Annotated in this window: 15 protein-coding genes; 2 read left to right on the top strand and 13 right to left on the bottom strand. The window is 62.4% G+C overall.

Going from position 1 to position 20,446, the window contains the following annotated elements; translation table 11 throughout:
- Nucleotide 1 precedes the first annotated feature (1 nt).
- The 11 genes from nifV to nifH all read right to left on the bottom strand — a co-directional run bounded on the left by nifV (nucleotide 2) and on the right by nifH (nucleotide 12,249).
- Nucleotides 2-1,144, bottom strand: a complete 1,143-nt coding sequence (gene nifV / locus ACKLKD_RS12200; RefSeq protein ID WP_032733504.1) for a homocitrate synthase — start codon at nucleotides 1,142-1,144, stop codon at nucleotides 2-4.
- Nucleotides 1,145-1,160: 16 nt separating this feature from the next.
- Nucleotides 1,161-2,363: a cysteine desulfurase NifS gene (gene nifS / locus ACKLKD_RS12195; protein ID WP_023297938.1), complete on the bottom strand. Its 1,203-nt coding sequence runs from the start codon at nucleotides 2,361-2,363 to the stop codon at nucleotides 1,161-1,163.
- 15 nt (nucleotides 2,364-2,378) lie between these two features.
- On the bottom strand, nucleotides 2,379-3,218 hold the full coding sequence (gene nifU / locus ACKLKD_RS12190; protein WP_008804128.1) for a Fe-S cluster assembly protein NifU: 840 nt from the start codon (nucleotides 3,216-3,218) through the stop codon (nucleotides 2,379-2,381).
- A 194-nt stretch (nucleotides 3,219-3,412) separates the two neighbouring features.
- Nucleotides 3,413-3,883: a NifB/NifX family molybdenum-iron cluster-binding protein gene (locus tag ACKLKD_RS12185; protein ID WP_087805717.1), complete on the bottom strand. Its 471-nt coding sequence runs from the start codon at nucleotides 3,881-3,883 to the stop codon at nucleotides 3,413-3,415.
- On the bottom strand, nucleotides 3,870-5,255 hold the full coding sequence (nifN, locus tag ACKLKD_RS12180) for a nitrogenase iron-molybdenum cofactor biosynthesis protein NifN (protein ID WP_008804130.1): 1,386 nt from the start codon (nucleotides 5,253-5,255) through the stop codon (nucleotides 3,870-3,872). The genes ACKLKD_RS12185 and nifN overlap by 14 nt, the downstream gene beginning before the upstream one ends.
- A 9-nt stretch (nucleotides 5,256-5,264) precedes the next feature.
- Nucleotides 5,265-6,638: a nitrogenase iron-molybdenum cofactor biosynthesis protein NifE gene (gene nifE, locus ACKLKD_RS12175; RefSeq protein WP_012541110.1), complete on the bottom strand. Its 1,374-nt coding sequence runs from the start codon at nucleotides 6,636-6,638 to the stop codon at nucleotides 5,265-5,267.
- A gap of 715 nt (nucleotides 6,639-7,353) precedes the next feature.
- The gene (locus tag ACKLKD_RS12170) at nucleotides 7,354-8,016 is read right to left on the bottom strand and encodes a NifB/NifX family molybdenum-iron cluster-binding protein (protein ID WP_008804132.1); all 663 of its coding nucleotides are present in this window, start codon (nucleotides 8,014-8,016) and stop codon (nucleotides 7,354-7,356) included.
- 10 nt (nucleotides 8,017-8,026) lie between these two features.
- On the bottom strand, nucleotides 8,027-8,245 hold the full coding sequence (nifT, locus tag ACKLKD_RS12165) for a putative nitrogen fixation protein NifT (RefSeq protein ID WP_004203557.1): 219 nt from the start codon (nucleotides 8,243-8,245) through the stop codon (nucleotides 8,027-8,029).
- Between the two features lie 39 nt (nucleotides 8,246-8,284).
- Complete coding sequence (gene nifK / locus ACKLKD_RS12160) at nucleotides 8,285-9,847, bottom strand: nitrogenase molybdenum-iron protein subunit beta (RefSeq protein ID WP_008804133.1); 1,563 nt, start codon at nucleotides 9,845-9,847, stop codon at nucleotides 8,285-8,287.
- Between the two features lie 55 nt (nucleotides 9,848-9,902).
- Nucleotides 9,903-11,351: a nitrogenase molybdenum-iron protein alpha chain gene (gene nifD / locus ACKLKD_RS12155; protein ID WP_012541112.1), complete on the bottom strand. Its 1,449-nt coding sequence runs from the start codon at nucleotides 11,349-11,351 to the stop codon at nucleotides 9,903-9,905.
- 16 nt (nucleotides 11,352-11,367) lie between these two features.
- The gene (nifH, locus tag ACKLKD_RS12150; RefSeq protein ID WP_004203553.1) at nucleotides 11,368-12,249 is read right to left on the bottom strand and encodes a nitrogenase iron protein; all 882 of its coding nucleotides are present in this window, start codon (nucleotides 12,247-12,249) and stop codon (nucleotides 11,368-11,370) included.
- 403 nt (nucleotides 12,250-12,652) lie between these two features.
- On the opposite strand from nifH, the gene nifJ reads away from it, so the two are divergent.
- The gene (nifJ, locus tag ACKLKD_RS12145; RefSeq protein WP_087805715.1) at nucleotides 12,653-16,168 is read left to right on the top strand and encodes a pyruvate:ferredoxin (flavodoxin) oxidoreductase; all 3,516 of its coding nucleotides are present in this window, start codon (nucleotides 12,653-12,655) and stop codon (nucleotides 16,166-16,168) included.
- Nucleotides 16,169-16,184: 16 nt separating this feature from the next.
- Here the strand turns inward: nifJ and ACKLKD_RS12140 are convergent, their stop codons facing one another.
- Nucleotides 16,185-16,493: an ArsR/SmtB family transcription factor gene (locus ACKLKD_RS12140; protein ID WP_008804136.1), complete on the bottom strand. Its 309-nt coding sequence runs from the start codon at nucleotides 16,491-16,493 to the stop codon at nucleotides 16,185-16,187.
- 239 nt (nucleotides 16,494-16,732) lie between these two features.
- Between ACKLKD_RS12140 and fusA the strand changes: the two genes are divergently transcribed.
- Nucleotides 16,733-18,835 (top strand): elongation factor G, encoded by a 2,103-nt coding sequence (gene fusA, locus ACKLKD_RS12135; RefSeq protein WP_016161446.1) that lies wholly within the window; start codon nucleotides 16,733-16,735, stop codon nucleotides 18,833-18,835.
- Nucleotides 18,836-18,884: 49 nt separating this feature from the next.
- Here the strand turns inward: fusA and sbcB are convergent, their stop codons facing one another.
- Nucleotides 18,885-20,309 (bottom strand): exodeoxyribonuclease I, encoded by a 1,425-nt coding sequence (gene sbcB / locus ACKLKD_RS12130; RefSeq protein WP_021313318.1) that lies wholly within the window; start codon nucleotides 20,307-20,309, stop codon nucleotides 18,885-18,887.
- Between the last annotated feature and the right edge of the window lie 137 nt (nucleotides 20,310-20,446).

The raw sequence follows: 20,446 nt of genomic DNA, 5'->3' as shown, positions 1-20,446 counted from the left end.
CTCACCCCCTGGCCTGCAGCGTTTCGGCGCCGCAGAGCGCGTGGTAGATTGCCGCCAGCTCATCATCCCGCGGGCTGCGTTTGCCGTTTTCGGCAAAGCGACGGAGCGCTGGCAGCAGCTGGTCAATTTGCGCTGATGTCAGGTGATAACCCATCCGATCGAAGACGCCGTTAACCGCCTGGCGACCGGAGTGTTTGCCCAGCACCAGCCGATAGCCGCGGCCCAGCAGGGCGGGGTCGATCGCCTGATAGCTCTCGCTGTCGCGCAGCAGCGCCGCAACGTGCACGCCGGATTCGTGGGTAAAGACCAGCTCGCCCACCAGCGGCTGCTGGGGATCCACCGGGCGGCGGGTGGCGAGGGCCACCTGTTCGCACAGCGCCGGCAGGGCGGTGAAACGCACGCCGGTCTTGACCTCCAGGCAGCGCTCTAGTCCGAGCGCCACGGTCTCCAGCGCCGCGTTGCCCGCGCGTTCGCCCAGGCCCAGCACGGTGGTGTTCACGCTGGTGGCCCCGGCGCGCACCGCCGCCAGGGTGTTGGCGGTAGCCAGGCCCAGATCGTTATGGGCGTGCATCTCGAGTTCGCCGGGCCAGACGCGGCGCAGGGCGGCGATCTGCGCCGCGGTAGTGAACGGGTCGAGGATACCGACGGTATCGGCATAGCGCAGACGGGTGGCTCCCGCCTCCCGGGCCAGGCGGGCAATGTCCTGCAGCGTCGCGTCGCTGGCTCGCGAGGCGTCCTCACAGCCAATGCAGACCTTCAGGCCAAGGGTGTGGGCGAGGTGGATCAGGGCCGCCAGCCGCTCCAGCAGCAGCGGTAAGCCTTCGCGCAGTTTGTACTGCCGCAGCTTGTCGGAGGCGGGGATGGAGATATCCACCCAGTCCATGCCCAGGTCGGCGCTCTGGCGAATTTCTCCCGCCTGCATCCGGCACCAGGTCATCAGCGTGGCGCCCGGGAGCTGTCGGCGCACCTGCCGGATGCGGGCGCACTCCTCCTCGCCCATCGCCGGGGTGCCAACCTCCATGGCTTCGATCCCCGCCGCGTACAGCGCCTCGGCGATGGCGATCTTTTCGCTGGCCTGAAAGGCCACGCCGGGACTCTGTTCACCATCGCGCAGGGTGGTGTCGTTAATCAGTACGCGTCCCATCATTGTCTCCCCCGCCTTAGCCGTAGACCGGCGTGAAGGCGCCATCCTGCAGGTGCGGCTGACCCTGTCGCCAGTAGGGCGACAGGGCGCGCAGCCGGTCGATAACCGACGGCAGGGTGGCGATGACGTAGTCGATCTCTTTTTCCCGGGTATAGCGTGAGAGGGAGAAGCGGATGGTGCCGTGGGCCGCGGTGTAGGGGATATTCATCGCCCGCATGACGTGCGACGGCTCCAGCGAGCCGGAGGTGCAGGCGCTGCCGCTGGAGGCGGCGATCCCGGCCTGATTCATCAGCAGCAGGATTGCCTCACCCTCGATACACTCGAAGGCCAGATTGAGGGTGCCGGGCACCCGCGGCTGGCTGCCGCCCATCACCGTCACCGCCGGGATAGTGGCCTGGAGATGCTGTTCAAGACGATCGCGCAGCTGGCTAATCTGCGCCATGCCCGGCAAATGAACCTGCGCCAGCTCGCTGGCGGCGCCCATCCCGACAATGCCGCTGATATTTTCCGTACCGGCCCGCCGGCCATGCGCCTGGTGGCCGCCGCGCAGCAGCGGGCGAAAACGCGTTCCCCGCCGCAGCCAGAGGCAGCCCACCCCTTTGGGACCGTGGAATTTATGCGCCGAGCAGGAGAGCATATCGATCCGCGTCTGGCTGAGCGCCATCGGGATTTTGCCCACCACCTGCACCGCGTCGCAGTGAAACAGCGCGCCCTGCTCATGAGCCAGCTCCGCCAGTTCGGGCACCGGGAACATGACGCCGGTTTCGTTATTGGCCCACATGATGCTGACCAGCGCCACGCGCGGGCTAAGCGCCGCCCGAAATTGCGCCATATCCAGGGCGCCCTGCTGATCCACGGCGATACGGTGGATCAGGTATCCCTGGCGCTCCAGCTGCTCGCACACCGCCAGAGTGGCGGGATGTTCGACCGCGCTGGTGATGATCTCGCGCCGCTCCGGCATCAGGGCCACCGCCGAGGCGATAGCGGTGGTGGTGGCCTCGGTGGCGCAGGAGGTAAAGATGATCTCGCTGGGGTAGTCGGCCCCGAGCAGGGCGGCCACCTGCTGGTGCGCCCGTTCAAGGGCCGCCTGCGCCGGCAGACCAAAATCGTGTATCGACGAAGGGTTGCCGTAAAAGTCGGTTAAAAAGGGCATCATCGCGTCGAGAACCATCGGGTCGAGACGGGTGGTGGCGTTGTTATCAAGATAAACAGGTTTCATCGTATCCCCCTTGGGTTAGTTAACCGCGGCCGGGGCCGCCACCACGTCCATGTAAGTTCCGGTACGCTCCATCAGCTTTTGCTGCAGCCAGGCGAGGGTCATGTCGGTCATCATGCAGCCGCTGCAGCTGCCGGAGAGGCTGACGGTCACCTGACGCGGGGTGACGTTGAGCAACGTCATGTCGCCGCCGTCGGCCTGAATGTGCGGGCGCAGTTCGTTGATGGTATCGACCACGCTTTGCCAGTGCGCATCGTGGGCCGTCTCCGCTGGCAGGGGCGCTGGCGGCTGTTGGGCGAGGATCGCCGCCAGCGCCAGCTCAATTTTTTCATGGCAGGCGGTGCAGCCGCCGCCGGCTTTGGTGTAGTTGATCACTTCTTCGAGGGTGGTCAGGCCGTTGTTCACCACGGCCCGGCGAATATGCCCTTCGTCGACGCCGAAGCATTTACAGATCAGCTTGCCCTCCTCATGCTCCTCCTCAAGGCTTTCGCCGCGAAAATGGGCGATGGCCGCACGCAGCGCTTCCTGGCCCATCACCGAGCAGTGCATTTTTTCCGGCGGCAGACCGTCGAGGTAGTCGGCGATCTGCTGGTTGGTGATCTGCCCGGCTTCGGTCAGGGTGTGGCCGATAATCAGCTCCGTCAGCGCGGAAGAGGAGGCGATGGCGCTGCCGCAGCCGAAGGTCTGGAAGCCCGCCTCCTCGATGATCTCGGTCTGCGGATCAACCCGCAGCATCAGGCGCAGCGCATCGCCGCAGCTTAATGAACCCACATCGCCCACCGCGTTGGCGTTGTCGACCACGCGCGCGTTGCGGGGATGAAAAAAATGGTCTTTCACTTTCTCGGAGTAGTTCCACATGCTGTCAGCTCCAGGGATGATGACGAAAACGCCGGGGCGCGGTACACCGCAGACTGGCGGTGGTACTGACCCCCAAGCAATTGCGATACCAACGCATAAAAACCTTATTTGTTAATGACCTGGCGGGGTAAGCGCCCCCGACAGGGCCGACACTGTTGTGGCGTTTTGTGGGCTTTGTCACATAAACGACAGGATCAGAGGAGCGGGTCGGGCTCCTCCCGCCACGCCGGCTCCTCCAGCAGGCGGTTAAAGCGCTGCGGATCGCGTTGCCGCGCGCTGCGGCGCTGCGCTTTTTCATACCAGGAGAGTTGGATCTCCTGCAGCAAGCCGAGGATGGTGGTCTGGTCTGGGACACGTTCGGCGCGGACGCCCACCTGCAGCAGCTGGCGAAAAACCGCCTCGCCAATCGCCACGCAGAACAGGGTGACGCAATCCTCAAGGGCGTGGATGCGCTCGGCTATCTTCTCGGTCTGGTGACCGCTGGCGACCGGGAACTCCACCACCCGCAGCAGGGTGACCCGGTCGGCTTTGACGCCGTAGACCACCAGCCGCGGCGTGGCGCCGAAATGCTGATCGACGTGGCGGTAATCGGAGCTGGCGAAGGCGACTTTCATCGACCACTCGTCGGCGTGGACCATATCAAACTGACGATTAATGGGCGGCATAAGCGTCTCCTGAAGCCGGCTGGGGGTCGGCGCCCTGGCGAAGCGGCGAGCGGTAGAGGGCGGTGTGGTGATGGCGGTCGCGCAGCAGATTGGCCAGTTCAAACAGCGTATCTCGCATACCGGCGTACCCCTGGCGGACGCGACGAAACTCACCGAGCCGGTCGAAGAGGGGAAAACCGACGCGGATCAGCGGCAGGGCAAACTGCTCCGCCAGATCGCGGGCGTGAGAGTTAGCCACCAGCAGATCGGCGGGTTGGTGGCTCAGCAGCTGCTGCAGATCCTCAAGATCCCCCGGCACGACTTGCTCGACCGGCAGCTGGCGCAGGCTGGGGTGGCTGGTGGGGGCGACCAGCGGGCCGGGCTGCATCCCCTGGCTGCGGGCGAAATCACACCACGCCGCCAGCAGGTCGCCCTCCGCCGCCATCGCCATGCGCTGGCCCTGAAGCCACATATGGCAGTCGATCATCGCATCCTGCAGCTGGCCACGCTGGCGCTCAATCCAGGCCGGTACGCGGCGTCCGGACATCTTCGCCAGCTGATGGATAAAGGTATCGCAATGGTCGAGGGTCATCAGATGCGGCAGGGCGATCACGTCGCCGCGGCTGCGTTGGGTCAGGAGCGATGCCGCCCGCTGGAGCGACACGCCAATGGCGAAGCTGCCCAGACTCTGGCCCATCTGGGCAATCTGGCGCAGCGAGGCGCCGCCCTGGGTCAGGGGCGTAAAATCCCCTTCACCGAGGTGGCCATCCATTGACTGCGAGAGGTCCGGCAGGATCACCGGCTGCAGGCCAAAGGCCTCCACGCAGCGGCCCAGCCATTCGATATCCCCTGGCGAACAGAGGTGGCTGACCAGCAGGTTGACCCGCCGGGGCCGCTGCCCCGGACGCGGCGTCGGCGCGACCCACTGCTCGATCACGCTCTCGATCACCGCGCTGTAGCCGTTTTCCATAGAGCCAAAAAAATCCGGGGTATTGACGGTGAGGATCGCCACGCCGTTATGGCGCGGATGCGCCTCGCGAAACTGGCGCACCACCCGGGCGATATCGCTGCCCTGCGCTTCCGCCAGACCGGTGCTGAGCAGCACGATGGCCTGCGGGCTGTGGCGCTGGCAGAGGGTGTCGAGCGCGGTGAAGATATTGCCGTCGGCCCCCATGATCGTGGCGGTCGGATCCATGGCCGTCGACTGCAGCGGCACCGGGTCATGGAAATGCTGAATAAAGAAAACTTTGGCGAAGGCGCTGCAGCCCTGGGCGCCGTGGACCAGCGGGATGGCCTGGGCCAGCCCGAGGCTGGCGAGGATCGCCCCGAGCGGTTGCCCGGTTTTAATCGGGCTCACCGCCAGCGGTTTTTCACTGCGGATAATATCTGCCATGGTGTTCTCCTAGCGCCACGGGGCGCGGGTATGCGTTTGCGGCCAGACGGGGCTGGCGAGGGTCAGACAGAGCTGGCGGGCGAGGGTGATGATGCCCTGATAGCCGGCGTAGGCGTGCTCGCGCTCCTGATTGATATCGAGAAACGGCAGCCGGGCTTTCCAGGCGGTGTACATATTGCGTCCGCCGGCGATCATCAGGTCGGCCTGATAGCGGTACACCACGTCGAGCAGGGTGCGGGCATTGCCCTCCTCAAGCATCACCGCCTCGTCGCCCATCAGCTCACGGATCCGCTGTTTGTCCTCCTCGGTGGATTTACGCGTGCCGGTGGCCACCACGGTCATGCCGAGATCCTGCAGGGCCGATACCACCGACCAGGATTTCACGCCGCCGGTATAGAGCAGCACTTTGCGCCCGCGGAGCTGCTCACGCCACGGCGCAAGAGCCTGCTCCGCCGCCTGCTCTTCGCGGGCGATTAGCGCGTCGGTGCGGCGGCGCAGGTCGTCATCCCCCAGCAGCGTCGCCAGCTGGCGCAAGGCGTCGGAGGTGGCGCGGATCCCGTAGAAGCTGCCTTCAAACCACGGCGTGCCGTAGCGCAGCTCCAGCCCCCGGGCGACGTTGATCAGCGCGCGCGAGCACACCAGCATATTGGCCTGCGCCCGGTGCAGGGTCTGGATCTCGGCAAAGCGGCCGTCGCCGGAGAGGCTGCCGAGGACGCGGATCCCCAGCTCGTCGAGCAGCGGCTGGACCTGCCAGAACTCGCCGGCGATATTGAATTCGCCAATCAGGCCGATATCGTGGCGCTGGGCCGGGGCAAAGGGCGTGTTGTCTGGCCACGGGGCCGGTTCGCGCTGGCCAATCACCTGCCTGAGCATCACGTCGCCCGCCATTCGGTTGCCAAGATTTTTACTGCCGTAGAAACCGGCGGCGTCAATAGCGATGACCGGGACGCCGGTGGCGGTCTGTGCGGCCTGGCAGACCGCCTCCAGGTCATCCCCCTCCATCGCCGGTACGCAGGTGTTGTAGATAAAGACCGCCGCCGGATGATAGCGGTCGACGATGTGACGCACGGCGTGGAACAGGCGGCGTTCGCCGCGGCCCATAATCACATCCTGTTCGTTAAGATCGGTGGTAAAGCCGAGCCGGTTGAGGGCCGGGCCGGCGCTGACGCTGCCGCGGTTATCCCACGAGCTGCCCGCGCAGCCGATGGGGCCGTGCACCAGGTGCGCGACGTCGGCGATGGGCAGGAGCGTTATCTGCGCGCCGTCGAAGGCGCAACCGCCGGCGGTAGCGCCGGGCTTAGGGGCGCTGCAGCCGGATTTTTGCTTCTGGTTGTGCTCGCAGGCGGGTTCGTCCAGCAGCGCCAGAATTTCCTTTCCCTTCATAGTGACCTCGTTGACGGTGGGAGACCGGAGAGGTGATGCAATTCGCGCTCCAGGGAGAGGGAGATTGATTTTTAAGGGAAAAGGGTTGTGGGTTTTGCGACAAAGGCAACAATCAAACAGGGGGAAGGCATGATTTATCGCGCTGATAACTGGATTTACCGCGACAGTATTACTGCAGATTGGTGAAAGGTGGGAGGCGACGATAAGGTGGAATATTCCGTTCACCGACCTTCCTCTTTATTTCATCGCGCCCTCTGCGGGTGAACGGCATGGGGGGCGTTTCGCCCGCCCCCCATGACCCCCCGCATGGCGCTGAAAATTGCCGCTGCGCGGTCCGCTCCACTCCGGCTTCATCTGGCGGAACGGGCGGACTCGACATCCTTGTCTCGACCGCCCTCTGGCCGCCGTCCTGGCGGCCAGTCCTGGATGCGCGCCTGCGTTCTCGCCAATTTTCCTGATGCGCCCAACCCCCCCGCTGTCACTTTTGTCCCTGTCCTGCGGCGCTTGCCTTGCTGAAAGAAAGGATGTCCCCTGCGGGACAAAAAAAGGCCCGCGGGGTCGGCGGGCAGCAAGCACAACATTTCCTGATGCGCCCAACCCCCCGCTGTTACTTTTGTCCCTGTCCTGCGGCGCTTGCCTTGCTGAAAGAAAGGATGCCCCTGCGGGGGCAAAAAAAGGCCCGCGGGGTCGGCGGGCAACAAGCAAAACGCAACGATTAAAAAACACGTTCCTCCAGAGGGTTATCCCGGTTGAGGCGCTTCGCCAGCCACGGCGGCAGCCGACCGGCCAGCATCGTGCTTACCGCGTCGCACTGCGCCTGAATCGTCGTGCCCGGCGGCGCTTTCATCGGATGGATCTGATGGCGGATCAACCTCGCGGCGGCAGGCCCGCCAATCTCCTGACAAAACAGCAGATGGCAATCCTCCAGCAGCCTGGCGCGCATCTCGCTGGCGTCCGACGCCGCAGAAGAAGAGGCATAGCGGCGCAGATCCGCCAGCCAGCCGCCCTGGTCATCGAAGGCATAGATAAAAAACAGCCGGTTCTGGCCAAAATGACCATTGATGGCCAGGCCATCCTGCGAGCAAAAAGCGACCCGCAGCTGCGGCGTTCGCTGAGGGGGGCGGGCGATGCGCAAATGGCCGGGCAGCACCCCCTGCAGGCAGGCGATGACCCGCGCCCAGCGGGCCGGGGACATCACCGCCGTCGCCGAAGGAAAGCTGGCGGCCAGCTGAGGCTGCGTCAGGGTGGTTAACCGTGCCGGGGTCAACGTTTCGCCGCACTCCTGCGCCAGCCAGTCGACGACTTGCACCGGCTGCAGCTCCGGCAGCGTCTGGAACAGCGCCAGCAGACGCCAGAAAAGGGTATCGTTGTCGGACATTTCCAGCTCCTTATAGCAGCGTGCTGCGGGTGGCGCGCAGGCTTATCGGGAAGACGGGTCGCCCCGGCTGCGGATTGACGTAGTAGCGACGTCCCCCCTCGAGGGCAATCGCGCCGCCCCAGCGGTCCGTCTCGTCATGTTCGACCTGGAGCACCCGGGCCTCCAGATCCTGTTTGGCGATATAGGCATACAACGCCTCGCCGCGCTCACGGAAAATCACGATGGGCATACTCCCTCCTGGCCCCGCCTGCGGCGGGGCGCCTGATGGTTAACGAACGAGGTCGAAGCTGTAATCGGTTTTGCCCAACTGGCTGGTGTCGTGGTCCAGTTTTTCCAGCACGGCGTTCACCAGCGTCGTGACGATGTTCATTGCGCCTTCATAGCCCCAGGTGGTCTGGCGGTGCAGATGATGGCGGTCGAACAGCGGAAAGCCCAGACGGATCAGCGGCACTTCGAAGGCTTTGCCTTTCGCCAGGGTATCGCGCTGGATAAACTTGCCATAGGAGTTACCGATCATAAAGTCCGGCTGACGGGTGAACATCAGCGACCGGAAGTGCCACAGGTCGCAGTTGATGAACACTTCGCTTTCCTGACCGTACGGCGAGGCATCGAGCATTTTCTTCATCGCTTTTTGCCAGCGTTTATTGGCGTTATGGCTGAGGATCACCGTCGGCTCGCAGCCCAGCTCCAGCAGGAAGCGCGTCAGCCCCATCACGAAATCCGGATCGCCGTAGAGGCCGAATTTTTTGCCATGCAGCCAGGTGTGGGAATCCAGCATCATGTCGACCAGCCGGCCGCGCTCCAGGGTCAGAGCGTCGGCGATCGGTTTGCCGGTCAGCTGACTGACGGTCATCAGCAGCGCGTCGGTGGCGGCCAGGCCCAGCGGAACGGCCACCTCGGTGGCGGGCTGGTTCCACATCTCCTGAACCACCTTTTTGCTTTTCACCAGCTGCCACGGCTGCAGCAGCAGGGTGTCAATGGCGTCCGGCGCGGTTTTGATCTCCTGCTGGCTGGTGCCGCCGGCGTACATCCGGTAATGGCCGTCGGCGGGGGTGTCGAGCACCTCTGATGGGTCGGAGAGCAGGCTGCACGGGACATCCATCTGCGCCATCATCCGTTTCAGCACGCGGAAGTTGCCGAGATAGGTCTCAAATCCGGTCACCAGATTGAGCTTTTGCTGTTTGCCCGGCTGCCCGGCGTAGTCAGCGGTAAAGGTCTTCGCGAACCCTTCGAACATATTGTCCCAGCCGGTGACATGGCTGCCGATAAAGCTGGGGGTATGGGCGTAAGGAATGGCGATGCTGTCGTCAACAAATCCCTCTTTTTTGGCGTTGGCGATAAACGCCTGCAGATCGTCGCCGATCACCTCGGCCATACAGGTGGTGGAGACGGCGATAATCTCGGGTTTATACAGCGCGCTGGCATTCTGCAGGCCCAGATTCATGTTGTTGTTGCCGCCGAACACCGCCGCGTCCTCGGTCATGGAGTCGGAGACGCAGGCGACCGGCTCTTTAAAATGGCGGTTAAAGTAGGTGCGAAAATAGGCGACGCAGCCCTGGGAGCCGTGCACGTAGGGCAGGGTGCCGGCGAACCCCAGCGCGCAGAGTACGGCGCCGAGCGGCTGGCAGGCTTTGGCCGGGTCGACGGTCAGCGCCTCGCGCTGGAAGTTCAGCGCTTCATACTCGGCGGTGGTGGTCCAGGCAAAAACCTCCTGCACACGCTGCGCGTCGTGCGCCTCTTCAAGGGTCTTTTTATTCTGGAACAGGGTCTGGTATTCATCCTGTTCAAACAGCGGATAACAGCTGTGAATTTTATCGATCGTTTGGCTCATGGTGTTCTCCTCCCGCGCCACAAATCGGTGGACTGACGGGACAGTGAAGGGGCAATCACGCAGACTTCAGCCACGGGGCAGTCAGTTCGTTCCACGCCGGATTGTTCAGGGTCATATCCATATCGCGGGCAAAGATGGCGAAGCCGTCATAGCCGTGATAGGGGCCGGAATAGTCCCAGGAGTGCATCTGGCGGAACGGCACCCCCATTTTCTGGAAGATATATTTCTCTTTGATCCCGGAGCCGATGAGGTCAGGTTTCAGCGCTTTGACGAAGGCCTCCAGCTCATAGCTGCTGGCATCGTCAAACAGCAGGGTGCCCTCTTTCAGGTCCGGCAGGGTGCGGTCGTAATCATCGTTATGGGCAAACTCGTAGCCGGCGGCGATGATCTCCATCCCGAGATCCTCATAGGCGCCGATGACGTGGCGCGGCCGCAGCCCCCCCATGTACAGCAGCACTTTGCGCCCCTCCAGCCGCGGGCGATATTTGGCGATGATGGCCGCCATCTGCCCCTCATATTTGGCTATCACCGCTTCCGCATTGGCGCGAATGGTGTCATCAAATTGATCGGCGATCTTGCGCAGCGATTCGGCGATTTTGGTCGGGCCGAAGAAGTTATATTCCATCCACGGGATCTGATGTTTCTCCTCCATATGGCGGGCGATATAGTTCATCGAACGGTAGCAGTGGACGAGGTTAAGCTTAACGAATGGGGTGTTCTCCATCTCCACCAGGGTGCCGTCGCCGGACCACTGCGCCACTACGCGCAGCCCCATCTCTTCCAGCAGAATGCGCGAGGCCCAGGCGTCGCCGCCGATGTTGTAATCGCCAATGATGGCAACATCATACGGGGTGCTGGCAAACGGCTGCCCTTCGCGATTGTTCAGCACCCAGTCGCGCACCACGTCGTTGGCGATATGGTGGCCCAGCGATTGCGATACGCCGCGAAAGCCTTCGCAGCGCACCGGGATCACCGGTTTATCCAGCGCCTTGCTGCTGGCGTTGGCCACGGCGCTGATGTCATCGCCGATCAGGCCCACCGGGCACTCCGACTGGATGGTGATCCCTTTGGTCAGCGGGAACAGCAGCTCCATCTCTTCGATCAGTTTGGTCAGCTTTTTATCGCCGCCGAAAACAATATCGCGCTCCTGAAAATCAGAGGTGAAGTTCAGGGTGCCGAAGCTGTCGACACCGCTGACGCCGGTATAGTAGTTGCGCCGTCCGGCGCGCGAGTACTGGCCGCAGCCGATGGGGCCGTGCGAGATATGGGCCATGTCTTTGATTGGCCCAAACACCACCCCTTTCGAGCCCGCATAGGCGCAGCCGCGCACGGTCATCACCCCGGGCTGCGATTTACGGTTCGAGATAATGCACTTGCCGACGCTCTCCATCTGTGGATCGCTGATCATCATGTGCTTTCTGCGCTCTTTGCGCGCGGTTTCGGGAAACACCTCCAGGACTTCCTGGATGAGCGCAAGGTTACGTTCGCCTGTTGCGTTGGTCATGGTGAGGATCCTGTGCTCAGGCCGCGTTTTCTTCAGCGGCGGTTTTACCAATGATGCTGGTGTCTTCTTCTTCCATGATGCCGAACTCCATCAGCAGCGATTCCAGCTCGTCCATGGTGCACGGCGTTGGCACCACTTTTTTGGTGTTATTGACGATCTTCTGCGCCAGTTGACGATATTCATTCGCCTGCTGACAGGTCGGGTCGTACTCGATCACCGTCATCCGGCGGATCTCCGCGCGCTGCACAATGTTGTCGCGGGGAACGAAGTGGATCATCTGCGTGCCAAGCTTCTCCGCCAGGGCGATGATCAGTTCGTCTTCCCGGTCGGTTTTGCGCGAGTTACAGATCAGGCCGCCGAGGCGCACCTTGCCGGATTTGGCGTACTTCACGATCCCTTTGGAGATATTGTTGGCGGCATACATCGCCATCATCTCGCCGGAGCAGACGATGTAGATCTCCTGGGCTTTGTTTTCGCGGATCGGCATGGCGAAGCCGCCGCAGACCACGTCGCCGAGGACGTCATAGAAGACGAAATCCAAATCTTCCTCATAGGCGCCTTCTTCTTCGAGGAAGTTGATGGCGGTGATCACCCCGCGTCCGGCGCAACCGACGCCTGGCTCCGGGCCGCCGGATTCGGCGCAACGGACATCGCCATAGCCGATTTGCAGCACGTCTTCGAGCTCCAGATCCTCGACCGAGCCCACTTCCGCCGCCATCTCCATGATGGTGTTCTGGGCTTTAGCGTGAAGGATCAGACGGGTGGAGTCCGCTTTCGGATCGCAGCCGACGATCATCACTTTCTTACCCATCTCGGCGAGGGCCGCGACGAGATTCTGGGTGGTGGTGGATTTACCGATACCGCCTTTACCGTAGATAGCGCATTGACGCATGGTCATGGTGACTTCTCCTGTTGTTGAGTGTTTGCCAGCAGAGAAGTGCAGGGAACGTACCAGCTGCGAATTTTTGCTCAGTTATTTGATAAATAAGTATTTTTTGTAAAACAGCCGCGCCGGGAGGCTGAGCAAACGGCACAATAACGCTACCAAATGTGCGAAACAGAACAATTTCCCCCCACGGGCCCGGCGCGGCGCTTTGTCACCTGTTCAACAGCTTGTCGCGCACAGTGTCTTATTCCCCGCAATCCTGCCGGACGGGCCTGCGCGTTTCTTCCCTTAACCTGTTGAATTGATAAGCGACAGGCGGCAATCCACGAGCTGGCACAGGCTGTGCTTGGAGAGGTGACAGGGTTTGCCGCGGGCTGCCGCGGTAAAGAGAACGCTCACCTTTGAGGATTGAACGATGTCCGGAAACATGAAAACAATGGATGGCAACACGGCGGCGGCCTGGATCTCCTACGCCTTTACCGACGTGGCGGCCATCTACCCCATCACCCCCTCCACGCCGATGGCGGAAAATGTCGATGAATGGGCCGCTAAGGGTAAAAAGAATCTGTTTGACCAGCCGGTGCGCCTGATGGAGATGCAATCCGAAGCCGGTGCCGCCGGGGCGGTCCACGGCGCGCTGCAGGCGGGAGCGCTCACCACTACCTACACCGCCTCGCAGGGGCTGCTGCTGATGATCCCCAATTTGTACAAAATTGCCGGTGAACTGCTACCGGGCGTTTTTCACGTCAGCGCGCGGGCACTGGCGACCAATTCGCTGAATATTTTTGGCGATCACCAGGACGTGATGGCGGTACGCCAGACCGGCTGCGCCATGCTGGTGGAGAATAACGTTCAGCAGGTGATGGACCTGTCGGCGGTGGCGCACCTGGCGGCGATCGCCGGGCGGATCCCGTTTATCAACTTCTTCGACGGCTTTCGCACCTCGCACGAAATACAGAAGATTGAGGTGCTGGCGTATGAGCAACTGGCGACGCTGCTGGACCGCCCGGCGCTGGAGCGCTTTCGTCGGCAGGCGCTGCACCCGGATCATCCGGTGATCCGCGGCACCGCGCAAAATCCGGATATCTACTTCCAGGAGCGGGAGGCCGGTAACCGCTTCTACCTCGCGCTGCCCGATTTGGTGGAAAGCTATATGGCGAAGATCACCGCGCTGACCGGGCGGGAATATCACCTGTTTAATTACCACGGCGCGCCGGATGCCGAGCGGGTAATTATCGCCATGGGCTCAGTGTGCGACACCGTCCAGGAGGTGGTGGAGACGCTGAATGCGGCGGGGGAGAAGGTGGGGCTGCTCAGCGTCCATCTCTATCGGCCGTTCTCGCTGGCGCACTTTTTCGCGCAACTGCCCGCCAGCGTGCAGCGTATTGCCGTCCTTGACCGCACCAAAGAGCCGGGGGCGCAGGCGGAACCGCTGTGCCTCGACGTCAAGAACGCCTTCTATCAACGCGACGATGCGCCGCTGATCGTCGGCGGTCGCTACGCGCTCGGCGGTAAGGACGTGCTGCCCAACGATATCGCCGCGGTGTTTGACAACCTCAGGCAGCCGCTGCCGAAGGACGGCTTTACCCTGGGTATTGTCGATGATGTCACTTTTACCTCGCTGCCCGCCCGGCAGGAACCGCTGGCGGTCTCCCATGCCGGGATCACCGCCTGTAAATTCTGGGGGATGGGCTCGGACGGCACCGTCGGGGCGAACAAAAGCGCCATCAAGATCATCGGCGATAACACGCCACTCTACGCCCAGGCCTACTTTTCCTACGACTCGAAAAAGTCCGGGGGGATCACCGTTTCGCACCTGCGCTTTGGCGACCGGCCGATCACCTCGCCCTACCTGATCCACCGGGCCGATTTTATCGCCTGCTCTCAGCAATCCTATGTCGACCGCTACGACCTGCTGGAGGGGCTGAAGCCGGGAGGCACCTTTCTGCTCAACTGCAGCTGGTCCGAGGCAGAGCTGGAGCAGCACCTGCCGGTCAGCGTCCGGCGCTATCTGGCGCAGGAAAAGATCGACTTTTATACCCTTAATGCGGTGGACATTGCCCGCGAGCTGGGCCTCGGTGGGCGCTTTAACATGCTGATGCAGGCGGCGTTCTTTAAGCTGACGGCGATTATCGATCCGCAAACGGCGGCAGACTATCTCAAGCAGGCGGTGGAGAAAAGCTATGGCAGCAAAGGGGCGAGCGTCATTGAGATGAACCAGCGGGCTATCGAGCTGGGGATGGCGGCGCTGCACCGGGTGACGGTACCCGCCCACTGGGCGACCCTTGAGGCGCCGGCACCGCAGGCGAGCACCCTGATGCCGGACTTCATCCGCGATATCCTGCAGCCCATGAACCGCCAGCGTGGCGACCTGTTGCCGGTGAGCGCCTTCGCCGGGATGGAAGACGGCACCTTTCCCTCCGGCACCGCCGCCTGGGAGAAGCGCGGCATCGCGCTGGAGGTGCCGGTCTGGCAGCCTGACGGCTGTACCCAGTGTAACCAGTGCGCCTTTGTCTGCCCGCATGCGGCGATCCGCCCGGCGTTACTGAGCCCTGAAGAGCAGGACACGGCTCCCGCCGGGCTGCTGAGTAAACCCGCCCAGGGGGCCAAAGACTATCACTATCATCTGGCCATCTCGCCGCTGGACTGCTCCGGCTGCGGCAACTGCGTGGAGAGCTGCCCGTCGCGCGGCAAGGCGCTGCAGATGGTCTCCCTCGACAGCCAGCGGGCGATGGCTCCGGTCTGGGATTACGCCCTGGGACTGGCGCCAAAAGATAACCCGTTTCGCAAAACGACGGTCAAAGGCAGCCAGTTCGAAACGCCGCTGCTGGAGTTTTCCGGCGCCTGCGCGGGCTGCGGAGAAACGCCCTATGCCCGGCTTATCACCCAGCTGTTTGGCGACCGGATGCTGATCGCCAATGCCACCGGCTGCTCTTCGATCTGGGGCGCCAGCGCGCCTTCGATGCCCTATACCACCAACCATCGCGGCCACGGGCCGGCCTGGGCAAACTCGCTGTTTGAGGATAACGCCGAGTTCGGTCTCGGCATGATGCTTGGCGGCCAGGCGATCCGCCAACAGATCGCCGAGGAGCTAACCGCCGCGCTGGCGCTGCCGGTCAGCGACGCGCTTCACGCCGCGATGCGGCAGTGGCTGGCGCAGCAGGATGAGGGGGAGGGGACCCGCGAGCGCGCGGACCGCCTCAGTGCGTTGCTGGCGGAGGAAAAAGAGGGCGTCCCGCTGCTGGAGCAGCTCTGGCAGAACCGCGACTATTTCGTCCGGCGTTCGCAGTGGATCTTCGGCGGCGACGGCTGGGCCTACGATATCGGCTTTGGCGGCCTCGATCATGTGCTGGCCAGTGGGGAAGACGTCAACATTCTGGTGTTTGATACCGAGGTCTACTCCAACACCGGCGGCCAGTCGTCCAAGTCGACCCCGGTGGCGGCGATCGCCAAATTTGCCGCTCAGGGGAAACGCACGCGTAAAAAAGATCTCGGCATGATGGCGATGAGCTACGGCAATGTTTACGTCGCCCAGATCGCCATGGGCGCCGATAAAGATCAGACCCTGCGGGCCATCGCCGAGGCCGAGGCCTGGCCGGGACCGTCGCTGGTGATCGCCTATGCCGCCTGTATCAACCACGGTCTGAAAGCCGGGATGCGCTGCAGTCAGCGCGAGGCGAAGTGGGCGGTGGAGGCGGGATACTGGCACCTGTGGCGCTATCATCCGCAGCGGGAAGCCGAGGGCAAAACGCCGTTTATACTGGACTCCGAAGAGCCGGAAGAGAGTTTCCGCGACTTTTTGCTCGGCGAGGTGCGCTATGCCGCGCTGCATAAAACCACGCCGGATCTGGCGGACGCGCTGTTCCGGCAAACGGAGGACGATGCCCGGGCCCGTTTCAGGCAGTATCAGCGGCTGGCGGGAGAGGAGTAGGCTGTCGGTTAGCGATTCACGGCTGCTGCATGACGTTCAGCAGCGTATCCAGCAGGCCGGGAAAACGGGCGTCCAGATCTTCCCGGCGCAGCGAAATCATGTTCTCCCGTCCCTGAGGCCGTTGCCAGATCACACCGCTGTCGCGCAGGACGCGCCAGTGGTGGGTCATGGTGGACTTGGCCACCTCCTCCTGGCGCAGGGCGTTGCAGCTCAGCTCGCTGCCGTCGGCCAGCGTACGAATGATCTCCAGTCGCAGCGGGTTTCCGAGCGCGGAAAGGACATTTTCCAGGCGAATTTGTTCTCGTTCGGGGTGATTGGCGATCATAATAATCCTGTGTCGGCGGTGGCGCGGCGCATGGTAGCCGCAGCCCATATCGGCGGCTGGCGGCTACTATACCCAAACTCCGGTTCTGATACCACGCACGCCGCCGCAACCTGCCCAATCGTAATGATAGCAAAAATAGTTCGAATATACTCGTACAGTTGTACTATGATAGACGCAGTTAAATGAACTGCGGATCATTTCGACCGCAGACTGACCGTCAAAACGACTAAGGACGCATCATGCCCCGACCCATCCCTCTCGAACGTTATCGCAACATCGGTATCTCCGCGCATATCGATGCCGGTAAAACCACCACCACCGAGCGCATCCTGTTTTACACCGGGATGAGCCATAAGCTGGGTGAAGTACACGATGGCGCGGCAACCACCGACTGGATGGCCCAGGAGCAAGAGCGCGGGATCACCATTACCTCGGCGGCGGTCAGCTGCTTCTGGCCGGGGATGGACCGCAGCTTCGAGCCGCACCGGATCAATATCATCGACACCCCGGGGCACGTGGATTTCACCATTGAGGTGGAGCGTTCCATGCGCGTGCTCGACGGCGCGGTGATGGTGTATGACTCCGTCGGCGGGGTGCAGCCCCAGTCGGAGACCGTCTGGCGCCAGGCGAATAAATACCACGTTCCGCGGCTGGCCTTCGTCAACAAGATGGACCGCCCCGGCGCGGACTTCTTCCGCGTGGTGCAGATGATGATCGACCGTCTGAAGGCTAACCCGGTGCCGATTGTGATCCCCATTGGCGCCGAAGAGCATTTCACCGGCGTTGTCGATCTGGTGAAAATGCGCGCCATCCTGTGGGATGACGCCACCCAGGGCATGACCTTCAGCTATGGGCCTGTCCCTGACGATCTGCTGGCGACGGCACAGCAGTGGCGGGAGAAAATGGTCTCGGCGGCGGCGGAAGCCAGCGATGAGCTGATGGATAAATACCTGGAAACCGGTGAGCTGGACGAGGCGGAGATCGTTGCCGGTCTGCGCCAGCGCACGGTGAAGGGGGAAATCCAGGCGGTGCTCTGCGGGAGCGCCTTTAAAAACAAAGGCGTGCAGCGCATGCTCGATGCGGTGGTGGAGCTGATGCCGTCGCCGCTGGATATTCCGGCGATACAAGGCGTTGATGAGAAAGGCCAGCCGGCGGAACGCCATCCGAGCGACGATGAGCCGCTGTCGGCGCTGGCGTTTAAACTGATGACCGACCCCTACGTCGGCCAGCTGACCTTTATCCGCGTCTACTCCGGGACGCTGAAGAAAGGCGATGCGGTGTGGAACCCGGTGAAGGGCAAGAAAGAGCGCATCGGGCGTATCGTGCTGATGCAGGCCAACGACCGCCACGAAGTTGACGAACTGCACGCCGGGGATATCGCGGCCTGCGTCGGTCTGAAGGATGTGACCACCGGTGATACGCTGTGCGATCCGGATGCGATCATTACCCTCGAACGGATGGAGTTTCCGGAGCCGGTGATTTCGCTGGCCATCGAGCCGAAGACCAAAGCGGATCAGGAGAAAATGGGCATCGCGCTGCAGCGGCTGGCGGCGGAAGATCCGTCGTTCCGTCTACATACCGATGAAGAGTCCGGCCAGACGATTATCTCCGGCATGGGCGAGCTGCATCTGGAGATCATTGTCGACCGGATGAAGCGCGAGTTTGGCGTCGAGGCCAACATTGGTCGTCCGCAGGTCACCTACCGCGAAACCCTGCGCAAGAAAGTGATGGACGTGGAAGGCAAATTTGTGCGCCAGTCCGGCGGCAAAGGGCAGTACGGGCACGTTGTGCTGACCCTGGAGCCGCTGGAGCCGGGCAGCGGTTTCGTCTTCGAGGACGCCACCAAAGGCGGCGTGGTGCCACGCGAGTACATCCCTTCCGTGGAGAAAGGGCTGCGCGAAGCGATGGGCACCGGCGTGCTGGCGGGTTATCCGGTGGTTGACGTGAAAGCGACCCTGACCTTCGGGTCGTACCACGACGTGGACTCCTCGGAGATGGCGTTCCGCATGGCGGCGATCTTTGGCTTCCGGGAAGGCGCGCGCAAAGCGGATCCGGTGATCCTTGAGCCGGTGATGCACGTCGAGGTGGAGACGCCGGAAGAGTACGCCGGGAATATTATGGGCGATCTCTCTTCCCGTCGCGGGATGGTGCAGGGGATGGAAGAGCGCTTCGGCAGCCAGATCATCCGCGCCGACGTGCCGCTGGCGGAGATGTTTGGTTATTCCACCACGCTGCGCTCGATGTCGCAGGGACGGGCAACCTACAGCATGGAGTTCCACCATTACGCGGAAGCGCCGCGTAATGTGGCGGATGAAATCATCGCCAGCCGCGCGAAAAGCTAAGCAATGTTCCCGGGTAAGGCGTTAGCCGCAACCCGGGAATTTCAGCCAATCAGACAATATCCTGTGCGTACTGCCACAGCGCCTTCAGCTGCGCCAGCTTCTCTTTATCATCCGCATACTGCTGATACAGCATCTGCAGCTCATCGGCATAGGCTTGCAAAAACTCTGGCGTAAACACCTGACGACGGTGCTCTAACCAGCGCTGCTGCTCATGTTCATCGAGCGTGCCGGGGAAGTTGCGCGCCCGGTAGTTAAACAGCAGGCGTTCGATGCGCTTGTCGGCGAAGGTGATATCCAGCGCCGGCAGATTGCGCGGTTCGGTTTCCAGCACGATTTTCATCGCCGCGCGGTCGGCATCGCTAAAGAACCCATTGTACAGCTGGGCGTCGACGTTTTCGGACGGCACGAACGGCTCGGCTTCGGCATAGACCGCCACCACTTTCTCCCGCACCTGCGGATTCGCCCGCAGCAGCTGGGCATTCTCCAGACAGCGCTGAATGGAGATCCCCAGCCGGTCGGCATCCTGCGGGCGCAGGGTATTGGCCTGAGCCAGCACCGGACATTTATTGAGATGCACCAGCTTGATCGGCGCTGCCGGCAGATCGCCAAGCTCGGCGCGCGGGGTGTAAAGCCGCTCGCGCAAGGCATCGGCATCCAGTTCCAGCAGCGGCGCCATATCGCCCGCCAGATCGACCATAATCACCGCATTGCGGTTTTCCGGATGCCAGGCCAGGGGCGCCACCAGGCTGGTGTTGCCGCGCGCGGCGCCAAACATGCCGGAGACATGCACCAGCGGTTTCATCTGCGGCACGTCGATGAGCGTCGCCAGCTTGCGCTTATTGCGGTGGCTGTAGAGATAATCAAACAGCCGCGGCTGCCGGGTTTTCACCAGCTTCGCCATGGCGATGGTGGCGTACACATCGGCCATCGCGTCATGGGCGTTCTGGTGTTCAATACCGTTGGCGACGGTCAGATGTTCAAGCCGGAAGCTCGGCAACCCTTCGTCATTCTCCGGCCAGGCGATCCCTTCCGGGCGCAGGGCATAGCAGGCGCGCATCACGTCGAGCAGATCCCAGCGCGAGTTATCGTGCTGCCAGCTCCAGGCATAAGGGTCATAGAAGTTGCGATAGAAGATATTCCGCGTCACTTCGTCATCAAAGCGCACGTTGTTATAGCCGACGATACAGGTTTGCGGCACCGTGAACAGATCGTGGATGCGGCGGGCAAACGCGGCCTCATTATCCCCTTTGGCCAGCGCTTCCTGCGGGGTGATCCCGGTGATCATCACCGCCTGCGGCTGCGGCAGGTAATCGTCAGCGGGTTTGCAGTAAAACACTTCGGGCTCGCCGAGCACATTCAGCTCCGCGTCGGTGCGGATGGCGGCGAACTGCGCCGGCCGGTCGAGGGAAGGGCTGGTGCCGAAGGTTTCATAATCGTGGAATAAAAATCCGGGCTGGTTGACGCTATCTTGCATAGTCTGTTCATTATCCGTGGTGGCGTGCGACCGGTATGGTAAACGATTTGCCCGGTCATCAGAAGGGTCGCGGCAAGCAACTTCCTCTGCTGTGTCATATTTTCTTGCAATTAAACCCTGATATGAAACGCGAAGTT

Origin of the sequence: Klebsiella sp. 10982 (genome assembly GCF_048589245.1) — a bacterium.
Lineage (GTDB): Bacteria > Pseudomonadota > Gammaproteobacteria > Enterobacterales > Enterobacteriaceae > Klebsiella > Klebsiella quasivariicola.
The sequence above is the reverse complement of the archived record's forward strand: the minus strand, read 5'-3'. Positions and strand labels throughout refer to the sequence as shown.